This is a genomic window from Nocardia sp. NPDC005998 (assembly GCF_040614395.1).
Taxonomy (GTDB): domain Bacteria; phylum Actinomycetota; class Actinomycetes; order Mycobacteriales; family Mycobacteriaceae; genus Nocardia.
The window spans coordinates 121,474-136,583 of record NZ_JBEXUI010000023.1 but is presented as its reverse complement, the minus strand read 5'-3'; the positions used below and the strand labels follow the sequence as shown (position 1 = coordinate 136,583).

At 67.1% G+C, this 15,110-nt stretch carries 15 protein-coding genes and 1 pseudogene; 7 read left to right on the top strand and 9 right to left on the bottom strand.

Going from position 1 to position 15,110, the window contains the following annotated elements:
- Window positions 1–451: 451 nt before the first annotated feature.
- From ABZ293_RS27200 to ABZ293_RS27185, 4 genes are all read right to left on the bottom strand, one after another.
- Window positions 452–1,315 carry a type II CAAX endopeptidase family protein gene (locus tag ABZ293_RS27200; protein WP_355185132.1) on the bottom strand — a complete coding sequence of 288 codons (864 nt, stop codon included), beginning with the start codon at window positions 1,313–1,315 and terminating at the stop codon, window positions 452–454.
- A 364-nt stretch (window positions 1,316–1,679) separates the two neighbouring features.
- Entirely contained in the window at window positions 1,680–2,888 is a 1,209-nt protein-coding gene (locus ABZ293_RS27195; protein ID WP_355185130.1) for a site-specific integrase, read from the bottom strand.
- A gap of 85 nt (window positions 2,889–2,973) precedes the next feature.
- A complete protein-coding gene (gene fetB, locus ABZ293_RS27190; RefSeq protein WP_355185128.1) occupies window positions 2,974–3,750 on the bottom strand; it encodes an iron export ABC transporter permease subunit FetB in 777 nt (258 codons plus the stop codon).
- Window positions 3,747–4,394, bottom strand: a complete 648-nt coding sequence (locus tag ABZ293_RS27185) for an ABC transporter ATP-binding protein (protein ID WP_355185126.1) — start codon at window positions 4,392–4,394, stop codon at window positions 3,747–3,749. Before ABZ293_RS27185 ends, fetB begins: the two co-directional genes overlap by 4 nt.
- A 273-nt stretch (window positions 4,395–4,667) precedes the next feature.
- On the opposite strand from ABZ293_RS27185, the gene ABZ293_RS27180 reads away from it, so the two are divergent.
- Window positions 4,668–5,558, top strand: coding sequence for an RNA polymerase sigma-70 factor (locus ABZ293_RS27180; RefSeq protein WP_355185124.1), 891 nt, complete (start codon window positions 4,668–4,670; stop codon window positions 5,556–5,558).
- Between the two features lie 85 nt (window positions 5,559–5,643).
- On the opposite strand, the pseudogene ABZ293_RS27175 reads toward ABZ293_RS27180, so the two are convergent.
- Window positions 5,644–5,898: pseudogene (locus tag ABZ293_RS27175) on the bottom strand (FAD-binding protein); the annotation flags it as partial.
- A 113-nt stretch (window positions 5,899–6,011) separates the two neighbouring features.
- On the opposite strand from ABZ293_RS27175, the gene ABZ293_RS27170 reads away from it, so the two are divergent.
- The 3 genes from ABZ293_RS27170 to ABZ293_RS27160 all read left to right on the top strand — a co-directional run bounded on the left by ABZ293_RS27170 (window position 6,012) and on the right by ABZ293_RS27160 (window position 8,065).
- Window positions 6,012–6,626 (top strand): TetR/AcrR family transcriptional regulator, encoded by a 615-nt coding sequence (locus tag ABZ293_RS27170; RefSeq protein ID WP_355185122.1) that lies wholly within the window; start codon window positions 6,012–6,014, stop codon window positions 6,624–6,626.
- A 136-nt stretch (window positions 6,627–6,762) separates the two neighbouring features.
- Complete coding sequence (locus ABZ293_RS27165; protein WP_355185120.1) at window positions 6,763–7,686, top strand: hypothetical protein; 924 nt, start codon at window positions 6,763–6,765, stop codon at window positions 7,684–7,686.
- Between the two features lie 169 nt (window positions 7,687–7,855).
- Complete coding sequence (locus ABZ293_RS27160) at window positions 7,856–8,065, top strand: Tn3 family transposase (RefSeq protein WP_355185118.1); 210 nt, start codon at window positions 7,856–7,858, stop codon at window positions 8,063–8,065.
- 70 nt (window positions 8,066–8,135) lie between these two features.
- Here ABZ293_RS27160 and ABZ293_RS27155 read toward each other — a convergent pair whose 3' ends face one another.
- A complete protein-coding gene (locus ABZ293_RS27155; protein ID WP_355185145.1) occupies window positions 8,136–8,660 on the bottom strand; it encodes a TetR-like C-terminal domain-containing protein in 525 nt (174 codons plus the stop codon).
- Window positions 8,661–8,766: 106 nt separating this feature from the next.
- Between ABZ293_RS27155 and ABZ293_RS27150 the strand changes: the two genes are divergently transcribed.
- On the top strand, window positions 8,767–9,747 hold the full coding sequence (locus tag ABZ293_RS27150) for an alpha/beta fold hydrolase (protein WP_355185116.1): 981 nt from the start codon (window positions 8,767–8,769) through the stop codon (window positions 9,745–9,747).
- Window positions 9,748–9,810: 63 nt separating this feature from the next.
- Here the strand turns inward: ABZ293_RS27150 and ABZ293_RS27145 are convergent, their stop codons facing one another.
- A complete protein-coding gene (locus ABZ293_RS27145) occupies window positions 9,811–10,110 on the bottom strand; it encodes a tyrosine-type recombinase/integrase (protein WP_355185114.1) in 300 nt (99 codons plus the stop codon).
- A gap of 109 nt (window positions 10,111–10,219) precedes the next feature.
- Between ABZ293_RS27145 and ABZ293_RS27140 the strand changes: the two genes are divergently transcribed.
- Window positions 10,220–11,401, top strand: coding sequence for an acyl-CoA dehydrogenase family protein (locus tag ABZ293_RS27140; protein WP_355185112.1), 1,182 nt, complete (start codon window positions 10,220–10,222; stop codon window positions 11,399–11,401).
- Between the two features lie 417 nt (window positions 11,402–11,818).
- A complete protein-coding gene (rox, locus tag ABZ293_RS27135; protein WP_355185110.1) occupies window positions 11,819–13,246 on the top strand; it encodes a rifampin monooxygenase in 1,428 nt (475 codons plus the stop codon).
- A 231-nt stretch (window positions 13,247–13,477) separates the two neighbouring features.
- On the opposite strand, the gene ABZ293_RS27130 is transcribed toward rox, so the two are convergent.
- Together ABZ293_RS27130 and ABZ293_RS27125 are read right to left on the bottom strand one after the other, a co-directional pair.
- Window positions 13,478–14,623 (bottom strand): sigma-70 family RNA polymerase sigma factor, encoded by a 1,146-nt coding sequence (locus ABZ293_RS27130; protein WP_355185108.1) that lies wholly within the window; start codon window positions 14,621–14,623, stop codon window positions 13,478–13,480.
- A 6-nt stretch (window positions 14,624–14,629) separates the two neighbouring features.
- Complete coding sequence (locus ABZ293_RS27125) at window positions 14,630–15,037, bottom strand: YciI family protein (RefSeq protein WP_354955055.1); 408 nt, start codon at window positions 15,035–15,037, stop codon at window positions 14,630–14,632.
- Window positions 15,038–15,110: the final 73 nt, after the last annotated feature.

Below are 15,110 nucleotides of genomic sequence, written 5' to 3'. Positions count from 1 at the left end.
CCGAATCCCCCTGGTGCAGGCCAAATTTCCGCCATCGAACCAGTCAATGTGCACTGTGTCGCGAGTTCGCATCCGATGCAATTGGCGATAGAAGGAACAGTTTCGCGAGATCCGGCGCTAGTTTCCTGCCTCGGTGAACAGGGTTGGCCGGTGGGTGATTTCATGGGGTGATTTCATGTCGCGGTGACCGGTAAGGGCTACGGCTGGTTCGGGTCGTATTCGCGGTTGAGCATCCTCGGCCCAGGTCGCGGCGGCAGCCGCGGACGCTGTCACCCCGCACGCCGCTGTCCGCTGCCAGATGTCATGGCGCAGTTTGCGGAGTCGTGAGCTGTGGTGCGTCAGGCATGTGGTGGATCTGGCGTCGCGACTCTGCTGAATTGTTGACCCAACGTTGTTCGGGGTCAGCGACGGTGTCCCTGCTGCGGTTCGCGCTACTTGTGTTGGGCAGCGCCTAGCGCGGCGAATTGACGGCGCGTGCGCTCTGCTCGTGATCCAGTCCCGGACGGCACTGCTTACGGTGTTGCAGAGCACGGACCGTCATTGTGCCTGCGGCGATGAGCACGCCAGCAATTGCGATGAACACGATCTGCGGCCGATCCAAGGTGTTGTCACCGGCGAGCAGATAGCAGGCGATGTTGATCAGCCAATGCCCGATCGACGCGACCAGCACACGCTGGCGGAAACTCCCGTTGCCCAGGTATCCGAGCACGATGGCGAACGCCGTCGCCGAGACGAAGAAGCAGACCGCGGTCACCGGGCCCGCCGCGAATGCCTGGACATGCCACAGTGCCCAGGTCACCCCGGTCGCAGAAATTGCCGCGAACCTGGTCATTCGAGATTCCAGTATCGGCTGCATCAGGCCCCGCCAACCAATCTCCTCGCCGCCCGCGCCGACGAGTTGGAGCACCACGAACACGGCGAAAGGAAGACCCCCGACTGCCGCGGGGCCGACAAGGGCGGTGCCCGACACGACAGCTGCCATCGTGATCAACAGGCAGAAGAACACGCAAGCCGTGACTACCGCCACGACACTCGCGCCTACTCGCCGGGAGGAGACCGCTCCGGGCAGCAGTCCGGAGACGGTCTTCCTGAACGTCAGCCAGGTTGCCAGCACGCCCAGCGCCGGGCCGAACTGGACCAGTGACAGCGCCGCCGGGTCAATGCCCGAATGAGGTTGCACCACAAGTAAGACAACCGAGGCGGCAAGGGTCGACAGCACGTAGACGCCGAGTGCGGCCCAGACCTTTGCGGTGGTCGGTGACTGCATTACACACACGGGGCCGGGCTGGGTGTTGCTGGTATCGGTGGGGCTCACGCTATTTACCTTGTCCGTCGATGTCCGCCCGCGCATCGCCCAAAGGTCCGGATCATCTGTGGTACCAGGGTATTAGGCGCGACCGGTCTCCTCGGGCAGGCAAACTCCAGCCCGCTGTGGTCGACACGGCGACGACTCCGAGGCCGCACATAGTGTGCGGCTATGAACTGCTGAGCGCCGGATTTCTCAAACATGTTCCTCGACCCGCGAGGTCTGCTCGGACTGCTGGCCTGGGTCCAGTTGAATGCGACTACGCGCCGAAGTCTAGTGGCTTGTCGTGAACGTTTACCGCGTCGACTTCGGCATGGGCTGAGCTGGAGCTGTGGGCCGACCAGTGATCAGGGAGGTCATCCGGAAACGAGATCTAGAGGCCGAGTTTGGTGACGGCGTTGTCTTCCAAGGGGTTCGCGGTGCGGATGTAGTTGTGCACGGTGCGCGGGTTGGACCAGCGGCCCTGCCGCATGATCTCGCGGTCGCTGGCGCCGCCGAGTGCGGCTTGGGTGGCGAATCCGGCGCGCAGGGAGTGACCGGAGAACAGGTCCGGATCGAGTCCGGCGCGGGCCGCATAGCGTTTGACGAGTTCGGCGATGGCGCGCCCGGACATCGGTTCGGTGCCGATGCCGCCGTGGCGGGTGATGGTCGGAAACAAGGGGAGCGTGGCGTTTTCGGCGAGTGCGGTGCCCTGGTAGCCATGGCAGCGGTGAATCTGCGGGGATGTCGCGGGGGTGTCGTCGAGCCAGGCCCGCACATCGCCACGTGCGCAGTGAACTTCGAGCAGCTGGATCCAGTCGGCGAACGCGCAGACGGGGCAGGTGTGTGGACGCTGGCCGCGGGGGAGTGCGACGCGCTGTTCGGTGATGCCGGTGGGGTCGGTTTTGGTGGTCGGGAGTTGTACGAGCAGCAGCGGCTCACCGGTGCTGTGGTCGAGATCCACCCGCACATCGGCGATCCGCAATCCGGCGAGTTCGCTGCGGCGCAACGCTCCGGCGAATCCGACGAGCAATGCCAGGGTGTCGCGGCGGCGCGCGGGTTCGGTGGGCCACCGCGGTTCGGGCAGTCCGGCGAGCAATTGTTCGAGGGTGTGCAACAGCACCGGGCGCTTGCGCTTTGGCTGTGTGCGGCGGGTCCGGCGGATACCGCGCAAGGTCAGGCGAACCACGTCGGAGCGGGTGGGCGATGGTAATCCGTTGGCGGCGTGGACCGCCGCGATCGCTGCCGATTTGCGTTCGAGGGTGGCCGCGCTGAACGCCCAACGCTGCGATCCATCGTCACTGTGACGCAACGCATCCGCTGCCGCGGCCAGGTACACCGCGACATCGAGCGGGTCCGCGGGCAGCGCCTGCCGCCCTTCCGTGGCACACCATCCCGCCCATGCGATCCAATCGGTTCGATACGCCCGCAACGTATTCGCCGATTGCGACGCCTCCAGATACCGGCGCAATGCCTCGGCTTGCTCATCATCGAACCGCTCCCGCACCAACCGCAGTGCGACCGCATCCACCAGCACACTGCGCACCCCGCGCCGCAACTCCGTACGCACCGACTCCGGCACCGCGACCACCGCATCGCCCATTCGCTCGCTCCCATCTGCCCGGCCCGAAGTTCAACAGCCAAAGCCTATGCGTTGTGCGGTGATTCCCGTCCGGTCGCGACACGCATCAGTCCCGCAGCGGCAGCAGGCGCTGCGCACCATCGAACAGATAGGACTCCGCGACGCGCGCGGCGGTCAGCGCGGCCAGGGCGGTGGCCGCGAGCAGCATGTACATGACCACGATCTGGTAGCGGATGGCGGTGAGCGGGTCGACGCCAGCGAGGATGAGTCCGGTCATGGCGCCGGGCAAACTGATCAGGCCGACGACCTTGGTCGCGTCGATCGTCGGGATCAGTGCGGTGCGCAATGCGGATCGGCGATGCGGCAGGAAGGCTTCGCGCGCCGAAAGGCCCAGGCATAGTCGGGCTTCGATGGCGGGGCGCGCATTGCGGGCGTCCTCATGGAGTCGGCGCAGCGCGATGCCGGTGGCCTGCATCGAGGCGGAAACGATCATGCCGCCGACCGGGACGACGACTCGGGCCTGTGTCGAGATGACACCGAGCAGGATGAGTGCGCCGAGCGTAATGGCCGAGCCGATGCCGACGCCGATGGTGGCGGCCCCGCGCGCCCGCGGCAGACCTTTGCCGCGTCGGCCCGCCACCTGTCCGGCGATCAGCACCATCAGGACAACCCACGCGAGCGCGCCCGGTAATCCGGTGTGCCGGAACAGGATCAGTAGTATGGCGCCGACGGCCACCAACTGGGCCGCGGCGCGGGTGGCGGCGATGAGCAGTTCGCGGGTCAGGTGCAGTTGCTGGCGGTAAGCGATTGCGGCGGCCACTGCGACCAGCACGAGCGAGGTCGCGACACCGGGCCAGCCGGGTACGGAAAGCTGTTCTGTCACTGGGTTTTCCGTTCATCGCCGGGGGACAGGTGCCCGTCTCGCAGTGTCCAGATGTCGTCGGCAACGTCGGTTACGAAGGCGGTGTCGTGGCTGACCAGGATGACACCGCCGCCGCCCGCGGTGTGCTCGCGAATGAGAGCGCCGACCGCCGCCGCGGATTCCGTATCGAGGGCAGAGGTCGGCTCGTCGAGCAACAACACCTCCGGTTCGACGGCGAGCGCTCGAGCCAGGCACACTCGCTGCGCCTGGCCACCGGACAACTCGAGACAGCGTCGGCCGCGGAAGTTCGGCAAGCCGACGCGGGCGAGCAGCATGTCCAGGCGATCGGACGCGAGATCGGCCCGGCCGACTCGAATCTCCTCGGCAACGGTATCGGTGAGCAGCGTGGGGTGCTGTGGCACCAACCCGACACGTCGACGCAGATCCGGGGCGTGGAACCGGGTGATCGGGACGTCATCGAGAAGAATCCGGCCGCCGCTCGGTTCGTCGAGCCGATTGAGCAGCCGCAGCAACGTGGTCTTCCCCGTGCCGCTCGGGCCGACCACCGCCGCACATCGACCCGCAGGAAACGTTGCGGTGATATCGCTGAGTATCGGCGCATCCCCGTGACTCGCACTGACCGCATCCAGACTGATATTCGGCACCGTCCCACCATTCCCTATCGGCGGCAGCGGTGTCCGGTCGGAGCCGACGAGCGGCTATCGTGCGGGTCGCGCTGAGGGGCGTGATTGCCGGGCAAGGCGGCGACTGTGCTCTCGAACGTGCATCGACTTGCGGGTGGTGAGTGCTGAACGACCACGAAATGCTGGTGCGTGCCCGCCGACGTGACGTGCGCCACTGTCCGTGGATGTCACAAAGCGGTTTGGACCGGCGTCTTGTGCGTGACACAGTCGATAGCGAACAGACAGGAGCAACCGATGAGCGAGCGCAGGGATCCCGCTACCGAGGCATTCCTCGCCCACCGCAACCTGCTCTTCACCGTCGCCTACGAGATGCTGGGCTCGGCCGCCGATGCCGAAGATGTCCTGCAGGAGACCTGGTTGCGGTGGGTGGATGTCGATCTCGACACGGTGCGGGATCATCGTGCCTACCTGGTCCGGATCACCACCCGCCAAGCACTCACCCGGCTGCGCACGCTCGGCCGTCGCAAAGAGTCCTACGTCGGTCCCTGGTTGCCCGAGCCGCTGCTCACCACACCCGACGTGGCCGAGGATGTCGAACTGGCCGACAGCGTCTCGATGGCGATGCTGCTGGTACTCGAGACACTCGCGCCGACCGAGCGAGCGGTATTCGTACTTCGCGAGGTCTTCGATCTGGCCTACGACGAAATCGCCGAAGCCGTCGACAAAACCCCCGCCGCGGTCCGCCAGATCGCCCATCGGGCACGCGCACACGTCGCCGCACGACGACCACGCGGGACCGTCTCCCCGGCCGAGACCCGCGGCGCGCTGGACGCATTCCGACGGGCAATCGAAACGGGTGATCTGCAAAGCCTTTTCGACATGCTCGCGCCGGATGTCGTACTGCTGGGTGACGGTGGCGGAGTCGTGCAGGCCGTGCCGCGGCCCGTTGTGGGGGCGGCCCGGGTGGCTCGGTTGCTGGCGGTTGGCTTGCCCAGGGTCAGCGGCGCGGTGTCGGTCGAGCCGGCACAGATCAATGGCTGCCCGGCGCTGATCATCCGGATCGACGGGGAGATCGACAACGTCGTAGCCGCGCGGATCGACGACGGTCTGATCACCGGGCTCTATATTGTGCGCAATCCCGAGAAACTGTCGCGTGTGCAACGGGAAACGATTGTGAGCCGCTGAGTCAGAAGCCCGATCTCACCGACGCCGCATGTGAGCAACGCAGTGATCCCGCATTCGATGACTTCGCAGGACACGGGCGGCCCCATTACTGATCCGCAGCGGTGGTGGTCGGTGCGCGGTGTCCAGTGGTAGCGATGTGGTGGGCGGCGAGGTAGGCAAAGACGATGGCGGGTCCGATGGTGGCGCCGGGTCCGGCGTAGGTGTGGCCCATGACGGGTGAAGCGGTGTTGCCCGCGGCGTAGAGGCCCTCGATGACGGTGTGGTCGGCATGCAGGACGCGGCTGTGGGTGTCGGTGACCAGACGGGCCGCGTAGTAGGGGCTGCTGGCCAAGGCGGCGAGTGGTGTCTCAGGCGATTTCGGCCCAACGGGAATGGTCGGTGTCCTCTCGTCCCCGGGGTCGGCAGGACAGCCGCTATCGTCGAGTTCAGGAAGCGACGAGAAAGGGCGGGTCGATGGGGCGAATCGCACAGCAGCGCCCCGCCGCGACCCCGGCGTCGGCTGGTCAGGTGGCCCGGCGGGTCGCCATCCTGCGGGCGGCTGCCGAACTCGGTGCCGAAGCGGAGTTCGACCGGGTACAGATGGCCGATCTCGCCAATCGGGCGGACGTGGCGTTGGGCACGCTCTACCGGTACTTCCCCACCAAGACCGAGGTGTTCGCGACCCTGTTCCAGGAACAGATCGCCAGTTTCGTCAACGACCGATGGCAGCTACCCGAGGGTGGCGATGTCTTGGAGCACATCGGGCGCAACCTGGCCGCGCTGAACACGACACTGCTGCGCAGCCCTCGGCTGTGCTCGGCGATGCTGCGCGCCACCGCCGCCGCCTACATGCGCGAGCCATCGCCGGAGCAGTTGTGGCTGGAATCGGAATCGACACTGACACAGGCGATTCTGGACACGCTCGGAATCGAGCAACCCGGTGCGGCCGATCACAGCACCACACTGCTGCTGATCTACAGCTGGTGGGGCGTGCTCACCTCGAGTCTGAGTCGACGCATGTCCCCCGAACGCGCCGAACGCGAACTGTGTCGCGCAGCCTCGCTGATCCTCGCCCACCACATTCACTGAGATCGACCATCCGGCCCCGACCGGATGGATCTACGCCTCTACCGTCGACACCTCCCGCGAGCGCCGCGACGTGTCGCACGTAATCGACACGCAAGAACCCCGAGCTCGCGCCACGACCTGGTGGCAGACTCTCGTAATGGACGACGATCTGCCCACACGGGACCAGCAACTCCACCAGATCAGCACAGAGCGGGACACCCTCGAGCGTGAACTCGGGGATCTGCGAGCACGGCTGTGCATCAAACTCGGGATCCTCGATCGACGTCCCGGCCCCCAGGGGATCACCGTTCTCAGCACAATCTCGGACCGCGAGATAATCGCCGAAATCGAGCGCCTCGAGCTAGGACACGCCGCGCCCAGTCGGCGATCCAACTTCGACAGCTCTAACCCGTCGGGCTCATCGAGTCTGCGGCCCAGCCAGGACGTGCATGCCTACCTGCTTCAACGTGTCAACGCCATGCTGCGACGACTGGGTATGTTCGGCGGGGAACCCGCCCTGTGGGCCGTCTTCGACCACCTGTACTTCCTCGAAGGCGACAACAACGGCCTCGACGATCTCCACGAATCGTGGCGCGACCGCAATGCATTCACCCCGACCGGAGCGCGAGGCGCTCTACACAGGCTGCTTCCGGACGACCTCCACTCCGCCCTGCCGTCCATGTACGCCGAAGCCGCCCGCCGCCGCGGCTGGCTCACACTCGACCGGACACTGACCAACACCGAATACAGCGCACTACGCGCCACCATCGACTCCTTCACCCAACACGACCACACCTGGAGCGACGTGCTCGAATCGTTCGGCGAGCCCAGCGTGCTGTTCGGCGGCACCAACCCGCTGTACGAGACGACACTCGCGTACGCGTCGGCCGACCCCTCCGACCCGACCGTGAACTTCCACCTCTGGAACGGCGTCGAGCAAACCAGCGAGGTCACGTGGCCACCCCTGCTCGAGGAGCCGATCCTCCTCGCAATCCGCTGCGGAACCGGCTTACTGCCCAACACCTTCGCCTTCACCCCCGAAGGACAGCGCCGTCGCCCCAGAGGCCACGAAACCACCTGAAGCCCACGTTCGCCACACCCACACCCCCGGCTCGGCCCGAGCACCGGCAGCACCTCGCCAACCAATCGCGAACTTCGCCACTCATTCGCCAATTACAAACGAACTTCGCCAACTAACTCCGAAACGGACATCCGGCACGCCACGCGACTCGTTGAACTTCATCGATGTCGTGAAGCTCCAGCAGGGCGGCGGCCGGCCCGAAGCCATCATCACCGATACCGGCTCGTATTCCGACATCAAGTTCGGTTTGCTGCATTTGATCGGTAAGAAATATCGGCCGCAGCTGGCGAACTGCCCGATCAGCGGTTGTGGCGCATCGACCAGGGCGCGGACTACGGCCCGCGATGAGCCACTGCTCGCGGCACCCGGGCCTGGTTAGCGGTGGGATCTGTCGGTGTGGGCGACTATGGACCCTGCTCACCCGGTGGGCAGGAATGCGCACCGTGATATCAGCTGCTGGAGGTCGGAACGTGCCAGCCGAGGACCAATGATCTCACGGCCGCCTGGATTACCACGTCGATGTACGCCGAGGGCAGGGTCCCGTCGAGTTCGAACGTGACGAATCCGTGCAGGGTCGCCCAGACCGCGACCGCGATGCGGTTCACCTCTGCGGTCGAGTACCGGGAGGCGTGTACGCGGCTGATCGCATCGACGAGTGGTGCCGCCGGGTCTTGGTCGCTCGGGGCGCCGCTGGGAGTGTAGGTCGTGCCGCCGCCGAAGATCACCGCGTAAAAGTGCCGCTCGTCGAGGGCCCACCGCCGATAGGCCGACGCCATCGCCAGCAGGTCGGTGAGCGGGTCGTCACCCGCGGGTACCGCGGCTAGAACCTCGAACAGCTGCGCCGCCACGCGCAGGCGCACGGCGGCGAGCAGACCGTCCCGGCTTCCGAACAACGTGTAGATCGAGGTGGTCGAAGCGGTTGCGGCAGCGGCAACTTCGCGCATCGACAAGCGATCCGGCGAGCGGTCGCACAGCAGATTCGTCTGCGTACCAACCGTTCCGACGAGCTGGCAGTATCCTCCAGACCTAACCGGAGTTTCGAGCGAGCGTTGGACGCTGGCGACGGGAAGCCGCGTCGCTGTGTATCACTACGCACCGCCGGCGGGCGTCGTGCATCACGGTGTACCGCTGCTGTATCTCAATGGCGGTCCCGTCCGCAGCATCGCCCTGATCGACCACACGTTTCTGCGGCAGCTCGCGGGCGATGGCTTCGATGTCTACGCCTACGAGCAGGCCGGCGGCGGACGAAGCGATCCGCTTCCCATGCGCGACTACACCATCGACCGCTCGGTGCGCGACCTCACGGCGGTGCTGACGCACATCCCCGGCAGGCGCGCCGACGTGATCGGGTTCTCCTCCGGGGCGGTGATCCTCACGCGGGCCCTGGCCGACGCCGCGAGCGCGGACTTCATTCATAGGGCAGTGATCGTGGAGCCGGGGCCGATGGACGGACCCACTGCGAACACGGCGGGCTGGACCGGAAGCGGTACGGCCGCCGGGATTGCTCCCCCACCGGGCGGCTCACGCTCGATCTCCATGCCGCGCTACGCGATTGCCTTCGGGCTGCAGCGGCTGGGGCTGCTGTCTCCCCAGGATCAGATGGTCGGCCAGGCGGAAGCGGTCAACGCCTTCCAGGCCGCCGATCTCGGCAGCGACACGGCGAACAGCTACTGCGCGAAGGACGCTCAGCGCATCCCGGTCGAGGACAGCGCCGCAAACTTCTCGTTCAACCCCGCCGCCAGCCTCCGTATCCAGGACACGATCACCGACTCGCCCTCGATCGCTCCGCAACTGCGCTTATCCGAGGTACCCGCGATGCTGGTGATGGCCGAATGTTCGCACCAATTGCGGCAATGGGCGACAGCCATCCTGGCGTCCGATCCCGCAATTGCCCGGACCCAATACATCACCGGCGTCGGCCATCACATCTGGAACGGCCTCGACGACAACAACGACCGCGCAGCATCGGTCATCACCGCGTTCCTCGACGACGAACCGGCCCCGCTTCTCAACTACCCCACGGCCGCAGACATTCCGGCCTTCCTCGGCGAACACCAGTAGAGCCGGTCCGGCGGCCAGGGAACACCACGGGCGGCTGGTGTCGTCAGCCAGCATGACGCCGGATCAGCGAGTCGACCGTCGGCGCGCGGCTGGGTCACTGTCGGCTTGATACCGCCGCAGCCCGTCGTCGGACACTCTCGCGTACTCGGCGAGGCTACGCACCGACGTATACCCCGACAGCTTCATCGGCACCGGCGTCGACGCTCCCTCCTCTGCGGCGTGCGTCAACCGGGAATGCCGCAGCTGATGCGGCGAGCACGGGCCGTCGTCCAAGCACTCGGTGTGGTCCTCGAACAGCTCGGCCGCGCGGCGGTAGGACAACCGCGCCCGTCCTGTCGATGGGTCGATGTCGTTGCGGGCCATCGAGGGTCGCGCTTTGCGGTCAGTGAGGTCTTGACACCACGGCAAACTAGAATTAATTCTAGTTCTTGCCAAGGTCGCGCCACAGCGACCGTCTCGAGAGGTGAGGCGCATGACGGACAAGGTTTTGGAACAGGTGGAAGCACTGGGCGAGCGGTTGGCCGCCACCGCCGCCGACAGCGAAGCACTCGGGAGGCTGTCCGACGACAGCGTCGCCCTGATCCGCGAAGCCGGGGTGATGCGGCTGCTGCAACCCACCGATTTCGGCGGCCACGCCGCCCACCCGCATGTATTCGCCGAAACTGTCATGGCGGTCGCACAACGCTGCGGCTCGACCGGCTGGGTCTGCGGCGTCGGCGGTGTGCACCCGTGGGAGATGGCGCTGATGGACCGACGACTGCAACAGGAGGTGTGGGGCGAGGACCCCGACACCTGGATCGCCTCCCCGTACGCCGCCCAAGGGATCGCCACACCGGTCGACGGCGGCTACCGACTGCGCGGGCGCTGGAACTTCTCTTCCGGCACCGACCACTGCGACTGGATCTTCCTCGGCGCCACCCTCGGCGACGCCGACGGCCATCCCGCTGAACCGCGCACCACCCTGCACGTGGTGCTGCCCCGCGCCGACTACACCATTGTCGAGGACACCTGGGACGTTATCGGCCTGTGCGGCACCGGAAGCAAGGACATCCTCGTCGAGGACGCCCTCGTCCCCGCCTACCGGACCGTCGACGCGCAGGACATGTCCGAAGGCGCGCGGGCCGTGGTCGTCGGGCGCGACGAAACCCTCTATCGGCTGCCGTTCTGGGCCATGTTCCCCCTCGGCATCACCGCCGCTGTCATCGGCATCGCTGAAGGAGCGCTGGCTGTGCACCTGGCCTATCAGCGTGACCGCACCACCATGACCGGTGTTCGGATCGCTGAGGATCCCTACACCCTGTCCGCGATCTCCGAAGCCGCCGCCGAGATCGCCGCCTCCCGCACCCAACTCCTCGACGGCATCGAGCGCCTCTACGACCTCGCCGACGCGGGCACCCCGGTCACATTCGCCGACCGTGCTGTGACCCGACGCAACCAGATCCGCTGCGCCTGGCGCGCTGTGGATGCCGTGGACGACATCTTCGCCCGCTCCGGCGGCAACGCGGTTCGCCGTAGCAACCCGGTGCAACGCTTCTGGCGCGACGCCCACACCGGCCTGCAACACGCCATCCACACCCCCGGTCTCGTCTACCACGCCACAGCGCTGACCACGATGGGTATCGAACCCCAACCGCGACAACGGATCATGATCTGAGTCACCCATCGGCTTGCGCGACCCGGACATCGACAAGGCCGACGAGTTGGCTGGATCCCAGATGTGCTCAGCCGGCGGCATCGCCGTACGCGGCGCGTTACCGCTTGGGAGGACTGGTCCGTCCACAACGGGCAAGAAATAGCGAAGGCAAGGAGGTCATCCACTCCCTGCCACTTTCAACATATAACGCACCCGGGGCCTTGCGGCAAGACCCCGGTCGTGCTGCAAAATCTCCAGCCGAAGCCAGAACCTGCGGAAATCGGGGGTCGCGAAGTACGTGCGTGCCCCCTTGTCGACGTGTGTGTCGGCAAGGACGTCGGGCCGCCGGTGCGGTCGGCGCCCAGATGCCGAGGTGCGCGCCGCCGAACCGCGCGGCGCTGCTGGCCGATATGCACCTTTGTCGAATGAAGGGTTTTCATGATCGACGTGATCGTTGCCGGCGGTGGACCGACCGGCTTGATGCTGGCCAGCGAGTTGCGGCTGCATGGCGTGCACGCGCTCGTGCTGGAGAAGGAGGCCGAGCCGACCAGGCATGTCCGGTCGCTCGGCCTGCATGTGCGCAGCGTCGAGGTGATGGACCAGCGCGGTCTGCTGGAGCGGTTCCTCGCGCTCGGCAAGCAGTACCCGGTCGGCGGCTTCTTCGCCGGCATCCAAAAGCCGCGGCCCGACCGGCTGGACACCGCGCATCCGTACATCCTCGGCATCCCGCAGCCCGTCACCGAGCGTCTGCTGGCCGAGCACGCCGCCGAACTCGGCGTCGAGATCCGGCGCGACTGCGAACTGGTCGGATTGAGCCAAAACGAGGACGAAGTGACCGTCGAGCTGGCCGACGGCACGCAGCTGCGCTCGCGCTACCTCGTCGGTTGCGACGGCGGCCGCAGCACGGTGCGCAAGCTGCTCGGTATCGGCTTTCCCGGCGAGCCCACGCGGGTCGAGTCGCTGCTGGGCGAGATGGAGGTAGCCGCGCCGCCGGAGACGCTGGCCGCCGTGGTGGCTGAGGTTCGCAAGACCCACCAGGGGTTCGGCGCCGGGCCCTCCGGGGACGGGGTGTACCGCGTCGTCGTGCCGGCCGAGGGGGTGGCCGCGGACCGGTCGGTCCCACCGACCCTCGAGGAGTTCAAGCAGCAGCTGCGGGTGTTCGCCGGCACCGACTTCGGCGTGCACTCACCGCGTTGGCTGTCGCGCTTCGGCGACGCTACCCGGCTGGCCGAGCGCTACCGGGTCGGCCGGGTGCTGCTGGCCGGCGACGCGGCGCACGTCCACCCACCGCTGGGCGGGCAGGGCCTCAACCTCGGCGTCCAGGATGCGTTCAATCTGGGCTGGAAGCTGGCCGCCGAGGTCAGCGGCTGGGCACCAGACGGGCTGCTGGACAGCTACCACACCGAACGGCACCCGGTAGCCGCCGACGTGCTGAACAACACCCGCGTGCAGTCCGAGCTGATGTCCACCGAGCCGGGTCCCCGGTCCGTGCGCCGGCTGCTGTCGGAACTGATGGATTTCGAGGAGGTGAACCGGTACCTGACCGAGAAGATCACCGCGATCGGGGTCCGCTATGACCTCGGCGACGGGCACGAACTGCTCGGCCGACGGCTGCGGGACATCGGACTGAAGCGGGGGCGCCTCTACGAGCTCATGCATGGCGGCCGCGGACTGCTGCTCGACCAGACCGGTCGACTCTCGGTGGCGGGCTGGGCCGACCGGGTCGACCACGTCGTCGACGTCAGCGAGGAACTGGACGTGCCCGCGGTGCTGCTGCGGCCGGACGGCTACATGGCGTGGGTCGGTGATGATCAGCAGGAACTGCTCAGCCAGCTGTCCAGGTGGTTCGGCACGGCCGTCAGCTGAGCGCGCAGTTGTGGCGCCACAGTGCGCGGGACCTATCTCCTGCCGGCACGGTGCTCTCGAGGTCCAGGTCGTACTCGGTTGGTCACCGCGGCGGTGCACGGGATGGGTTCGTCTCGTGGTGAGTGCGGGGGACGGGCACCTGAAGGTCGAGGACGTGCTCCGACCAGCTGACAGGCGGTGCGGGCGATCCTTACCGTCTGGGTGAATGCGCCTGTCATTTGTCCCGGCAGCTCAACCGCGCAGCTTTGCGTTGAGCCGTGCGGCCTGACGCGTGAGGTGGTCGCGTTCGGGGAGATCGGGCGCCAGTCGGGCGGCTTCGGTGTAGAGCCGTGCTGCGGTTACCAGGTCACCGTCACGCTCGTGCAGGTATGCCGCGGCGGCGGTGTAGCGCGGTAGGGAGGGGTCGAGCTCTGCCAGGGCGGCCAGTCCGGCACGTGGGCCGTCGGCCTCGCCGACCGCCACGGCGCGGTTGAGGCGGGCCACCGGGTTGTCGGTGAGCCGCAGCAGTTCGTCGTACCACTCGACGATCTGCACCCAGTCGGTCTCCTCGGTCGTGCGGGCGTCGGCGTGCAGCGCGGCGATGGCGGCCTGGGCCTGGAACTCTCCGAGTCGGTCGCGGGCGAGGGCTGCCTGGAGCACATCGACGCCCTCGGCGATCAGGCGGGTGTCCCACTGGCCGCGGTCCTGCTCGGCGAGCGGCACCAGGCTACCGTCGGTGCGGGTCCGTGCCGGGCGCCGTGCGTGATGGAGCAGCATGAGCGCGAGCAGACCCGCCACTTCCTCATGCTCGGCCATGGCGGCCAGTTGGCGGGTGAGCCGGATCGCCTCGGCGGCAAGGTCCACGTCGCCGGAGTAGCCCTCGTTGAAGACGAGGTAGAGCACGCGCAGCACCGTGGCGACGTCACCGGGTTGGTTGAACCGGATGCCCGAGACGGTTCGCTTGGCCCGGCTGATGCGCTGGGCCATGGTTGCCTCGGGCACCAGGTAGGCCTGCGCGATCTGCCTCGTGGTCAGACCGGCGACCGCGCGCAGCGTCAGCGCGACCGCCGAGGCCGGGGTCAGGGACCGGTGCGCACACAGAAAGTACAGCTGCAGCGTGTCGTCCACCTCCTCGGCCGGTCCGGGCATGGGCTCGATCTCGACGAGCTCCTCGCGCCGCCGCCGGGACGTATCGGCGCGGGCGGCGTCGAGGAACTTGCGCCAGGCCACAGCGACCAACCAGCCCTTGGGATCTCGCGGTGGGTCGTTCGGCCACACCCGCACCGCTTCGATCAGAGCGTCCTGCACGGCGTCCTCGGCCGCCGCGAAGTCGCCTCCGCGGCGGACGAGGATCCCGATGACAGTGGGGGTGAGGGTCCGGAGCAGAGCCTCATCCACCGTGCGTCACTCCGTCACCGTCGGCAGCGCGGTCAGGAACGGGCGCACCTCGAGCCACTCGTGAATCGGCTTCCCACCCGCACCCGGCGCCGCGGACAGCTCGCCAGCCAGCTCCAACGCCCGCTCGTAGGTCTCGACGTCGATCACCATCCAGCCGGCGATCAGATCCTTGGTCTCCGCGAACGGGCCGTCGGTGACCGGCGGCCGCCCCTCGCCGTCGTAACGGACGAATGTGCCCTCCGGGGACAGCGCCTGCTCGTAGACGAACTCGCCGGTGCTCTCGAGCCGATCCGCGAAGTCCCGCATGTATTGGATGTGAGCCGAGATCTCCTCCGGCGTCCACTGATCCATCGGGACGTCGTTGACCGATGCCGGGGCACCACGGTAGTGCTTGAGCAGCAGATACTTGGCCATCATTTTCTCCTTGATGCGGTACGGCCCATTGTGGTCGTGTTCATCTCAGGGACGGAGCCGCGCTCGGGATCTC